This is a genomic window from Polaromonas sp. UBA4122, from assembly GCA_002381615.1.
GTDB lineage: Bacteria > Pseudomonadota > Gammaproteobacteria > Burkholderiales > Burkholderiaceae_C > Polaromonas.
This window is the reverse complement of sequence record DFWY01000171.1, coordinates 1-5,096: the sequence shown is the minus strand read 5'-3', so window position 1 is coordinate 5,096 and position 5,096 is coordinate 1. Positions and strand designations below refer to the sequence as shown.

The following is a 5,096-nucleotide window of genomic DNA, read 5'->3' as shown; positions in this document are numbered from 1 at the left end:
GACGAGGCCCTCAGCATCGTGCCGATGGCCCATGCAGGCCACGAGGAGGGTTATCTGTCCAGCGTCAGGCTGACCTGGGATGCCGAACAGCAAGGCGGTCGCGGGCCGGCCGGGCAGACCATACGCAGCGGACAGGCCAAGGTCAGCGAAGACATCGCGCAGCGGGACAACCAGTTCTATGGTCACGAGGAGGCTTTGCGGAACGGCTACCGCAGCGCTGTAGTTTTGCCTTTGCGCGATGCCAGCCGGACCTTCGGCTTTCTGGCTCTGTACTCCGCTTCGGTGGAAAAAGTGGGAGCCGACGAAATCAAACTGCTGCAGGATATGGCCGACAACCTGGCCTTTGGCATCGGTAACATCCGCTCGCGCCGGGAGCGGCGACGCATTGAGGAGACGGTGCTGAAAGTGGCGGCGGGTGTGTCGGCTGCGGTGGGGACCGAGTTTTTTGAGCAGCTAGTGCTAAACACGACGGAGGCATTGGGCGCCGATGCTGGCTTCATGGTCCGCCTGCTGCCCGGGGAGCCGCTGATGGCCCGCATCATTGCCGGCGTCGTGACGGGGCAGCCCGTCAGCAACTTTGACTACCTGCTGGAGGACACGCCCTGCTTGAGCCTGATGCAGTCAGGCGGCTTCGTTGTGTACTCGAATGTGCGCGCTCGGTTCCCGTGCTCGATGCCTGCACTGTTCGTCGATGCCGAAGCCTATGCGGGGCGGCGGCTGGAAGACGCGGCAGGCCAGCCGATCGGCATGTTGTTTGTACTGTTTCGCGACCCGCTGAAACAGACCGAGTTGATTGAGTCAACCCTGCAAATTTTTGCCTCGCGCGCGGCGGCCGAGCTCGAGCGCCTGCAAGCCGATGCCAAGGTCAGGGAGCAGGCATCGATTCTGGACAAGGCCAAGAATGCCATCGTGATCCAGGATTTGCAGCACAAGATCCTCTACTGGAATCAGGGCGCTGAACGGCTGTACCGGTGGACTGCTGCCGAGGCACTGGGCCAGTCTGTCCTTGGCCTGATGCGCCACCCGGCTGACTTTAGCAGCGCCATGGATCACTTGCTGGCCACCGGTGAATGGGTCGGCGAACTGATGCAGGCGGACAAGGACGGCCTGCCGCTCGTCGTCGAAGGTCACTGGACACTGGTGCGTGACGATCAGGGTGCGCCTACCCGTGTCCTGGCGATCAATACCGACATCCGGGAACGCAAGCAGGCCCAAAATGAAATTTTGCGTCTCAAGGCCGGACTTGAACAGCGTGTGCGGCAACGCACGGCGCAGCTGCAGGCGGCCAACCAGGAGTTGGAGGCTTTTTCCTATTCTGTGTCACATGACCTACGCTCGCCTCTAAATACCATCGCCGGATTCAGTCAGTTGCTGGCGAAAGTCGATGGAAATAATGTCAGCGAAAAGGGCAAGCACTATCTGAATCGAATACGTGCTGGGGCCAAGCAGATGGGCGAGCTGATTGAGGGCTTGCTGTCTCTTGCTCAACTATCCCGCGAACAGATCAAGTTAGAGAATGTCGATCTTTCGGCAATCGCCAGGCGGATCGAACATGACTGCCGGGAGCGGGAGCCGGAGCGCCAAGCGCAGGTGCACATTCAGGAGGGTCTGAGCGCGCATGGTGACCCCCGCTTACTGTCGGCTGTCCTTCAAAACTTGCTGGGTAATGCGTGGAAATTCACTTCCAAGCAGGTGCTGGCACGGATTGACATTGGCAGCGAGTTGGGGGCCGATGGCGACACCATCTTTTTTGTCAAGGACAATGGTGCCGGGTTTGACATGGCTTTCGCACACAAACTTTTTGGCACCTTCCAACGCCTTCATTCGCATGAGGATTTCTCTGGAACTGGCGTCGGGCTGGCCACCGTGAAGCGCGTCATTGAACGTCACGGGGGCCGCGTCTGGGCTGAAAGCAAATTGAACGAAGGTGCCACGTTTTATTTCACTTTAGGTCGGACGATCGAATCGGTAACGTAAAGGCAGCCCACGTTCCGATGCTTAACCAAGTTGCTCGAACTCCCTGGCAGTCCTATGCGGCGACTGTGTCTGGTAACAGCAGGCTGCGCCTAGCACCAGCACTAACAAAAACTTTTAAACTACCATGTGGCATCGTCTAGAGACGAACCGCCATGTCCCCCTGACTATTGCTGCCGACCTGATTTTGACTATCCAAAGCAAATTGTGTTGCGCCGATTCAGGACTGACCAGGGATACTCCTCGGAAAACACTGGTCAAAACCAAATCGGCACGGGTGGTCAATAGCCAACTGGCGCCAACAGGCTCCTTTAGACATTGAGAAAAGTTGTGCAAAGGGCAGGGTGCCAATGCTGCGTGGATCCTCTGGCAAGCCTTGTACCGGCTTGGAAGAAGATTTCCCGCTTTGCCCAATCAAGCAATTGCGCTGGTCATTTTTAGTTAGTGCCATCCGCTACGTGTCACCTGGTCATTGCCTCATCATCAATAATCAGCCAGATGAGTTTGTCCATAACCCTGCCCGCGCTTGAACACGTGCCTCCCGCGATTCCCCCTGCCGAGTCCCCTGTAGTCGTGCCGGCGTATGCCTCGGAGCGGGGCATCGATCCAGATCTGCTGGAGACCGCCCGCATCCGCCTGGAACTGCTGTATGGCGAGGTCGCCGCCGACTGGCCCGGCTTCATCGCGCGTCCTGGGCAATACCAGATGATGCAGGCAGCCCTGCTGACCTTCCTATCGGCCAAAGCGCCAGACAACGAGGACCGCACGGGCAACAATCTGGCGCAACTGGAAGCAGGCACCGGCACCGGCAAGACGGTTGCTTACTGCCTCGCGGCGATCGTGGCGTCCGAGCTGCTTAAAAAGACCGTCATCGTCTCCACCGCCACAGTGGCTTTGCAGGAGCAGCTATTCCAGAAAGACCTGCCGCGTCTGGCCGAGATCATCCCGGAGTTGCGTTACGACATCCTCAAGGGCCGTGCCCGTTATGTCTGCGAAAGCCGCCTGGAAGGCGTGATCAACGACGTGGTGCAGGACAGCCTGCTGACGAGTGAATTCCAGGAGGCATTTGCCGACGCCCGCTGGCAGTCCAGGACCGTCCCACGTGACCGCGCCGAGGCCATGCGCTGGTTCAAGAGCAGCGCCAAAAAGCTGCGTTCCGGTGCCTGGGACGGCGACATCGACAGCCTGGCCCAGCCGCCCGAGCCCGAGGACTGGCGCCAGGTGCAGGCCAATGCCCATGCCTGCAATGGCGGGCAATGTGAACATTTCAGAAGCTGCGCCTTCTTCAAGGCCCGCCGCCAAGCCGCCAGCGCCACCCTGCAGGTCGCCAACCATGCCCTGATCCTGGCGACGCTGCAAACCGACAGCAGCCTGATCGATCCGGGCAACACCCTGTTCGTGTTTGACGAGGCCCACCACCTGCCCGGCATTGCGGCCGACCAGTTCTCCTATCGCGCGCGCCTGGGCACCAGCGTCAAGCTGCTCACCAGTTTGCGCACCATTGCCCTGCGCCATGGCCGCGTGCTGCCGGCCTCCACCCGCCCGGACCCGGTGGCCTTTGCCCAACTTATCACCGGATGCACCGACAAGCTGGCGATTTTTGAGAACTACTGGACCGAGGCGCAACTCGTCAGTGCCGACAAGGCAGTCCACCGCTTCACCCAGGGCCAGATCCCCGAAGCCCTGATTCCCGAGTGCGAGCAACTCGCCAGCCTCATCCGCGCCATCACCTCGGTGGTCTCCAGCATTGCGGCTGCGTTGACGGAGCCCGACGAATCCCAATCCCCGGCCGAGCGCGAGGAGCAAAGCCGTGCCGGGGTCGAGCTGGGTGTTTATCTCTCGCGACTGGACACCCTGGAGAAACTGTTCAGCGCCTGGGCCACCCACGACAAGGTACCGTGGGCCAAGTGGCTGGAATGGGTCGAGGATGCGGGGGGTACCACGATTGATGCCTGGCTGTGCGCCAGCCCCATGACCGCAGCCCAGGTCCTCTCCAGAAACCTGTGGAACAACGTCAGCGCCGCCGTCTGCACATCGGCCACGCTGACGGCCTGCGGCAGCTTTGACTTCTTTGACCGTTTGAGCGGCATGAACCGCTTCCCGGAACGCCGCGCCCTGGTCGTCGATTCGCCCTTCGACTACGCCACCCAAGGCGAATTGCGCATCGCCCCCATGAAGCACTCGCCCAAAAGCCCGGGCTTCTCCGATGAGCTGTGCGAAAAACTGCCCGAACTGCTGCGTGAGCACCGTCATGGGCAACTGGTGCTGTTCACGTCCAGGCGCCAGATGCAGGCTTGCCACGCGGCCCTGCCCAAGGACTTGCTGAGCCAGGTGCAGGTGCAGGGCGTGCGCTCACGCACCGAACTACTCAAAGAGCACAGCCGGCGCATCATCGCCGGCGAGCGCAGCATCATCTTTGGCCTCCAATCCTTTGGCGAAGGCATCGACCTGCCGGGCCAGCTGTGCGAGCATGTGGTCATCGACAAACTGCCCTTCATGCCACCAAACTCGCCGGTGGAGGAAGCGCTGGCCGAATGGCTGAGCGCGCAAGGGCGAGACCCCTTCACCGAACTGTCGGTGCCTAGAGCCGGCATGAAGCTGGCCCAGTGGGCCGGACGCGGGGTGCGGACAGTGACAGACAGGGCGGTGATCACGGTGTGCGATACCCGCTTGGCAACGATGCGTTATGGGCCGGCGATTCTGGCGGGGTTGCCGCCGTTTCCGGTGGTGCGACAGCTTGCCGCAGCCTGAAGGGTTACGACCCTACCCGGACGGTCGACGCTGCATGGGTGTCAGGCAGCTTCGCAGCGGAAGCCGACATTGACGTGGGCTATACGACTGACCGGATTTGGCCGAGGCAGTGTCAAAACGCAAAGAGAAGCACTGCAATCGAAAAATTGGGGGTGCCAAAACCATTACCGAGCCTTCGTTCGTCGCACCTAGTCCGTTCTACGAGGTAGATTTTTTATCTCTCATGAAATTCAATTTTGCATCGACGTTTTGACACAGCCTCGGCCATGACCGGTCATTCGCACGTTCTATATGTTCGCTATTGGCCCGGAAATTTTTCTATGCCAGCATACGGGGCCATTCGTCTAATTAACACGAATGGCACTTACTTA

2 protein-coding genes are annotated in these 5,096 nt (G+C 60.2%); both read left to right on the top strand.

Going from position 1 to position 5,096, the window contains the following annotated elements; translation table 11 throughout:
* The coding region (locus tag B3F77_RS20550; RefSeq protein WP_293606757.1) for an ATP-binding protein at window positions 1–1,977 on the top strand (1,977 nt) is incomplete at its 5' end.
* Window positions 1,978–2,472: 495 nt separating this feature from the next.
* A complete protein-coding gene (dinG, locus tag B3F77_RS20545) occupies window positions 2,473–4,725 on the top strand; it encodes an ATP-dependent DNA helicase DinG (protein ID WP_293606756.1) in 2,253 nt (750 codons plus the stop codon).
* Window positions 4,726–5,096 lie beyond the last annotated feature (371 nt).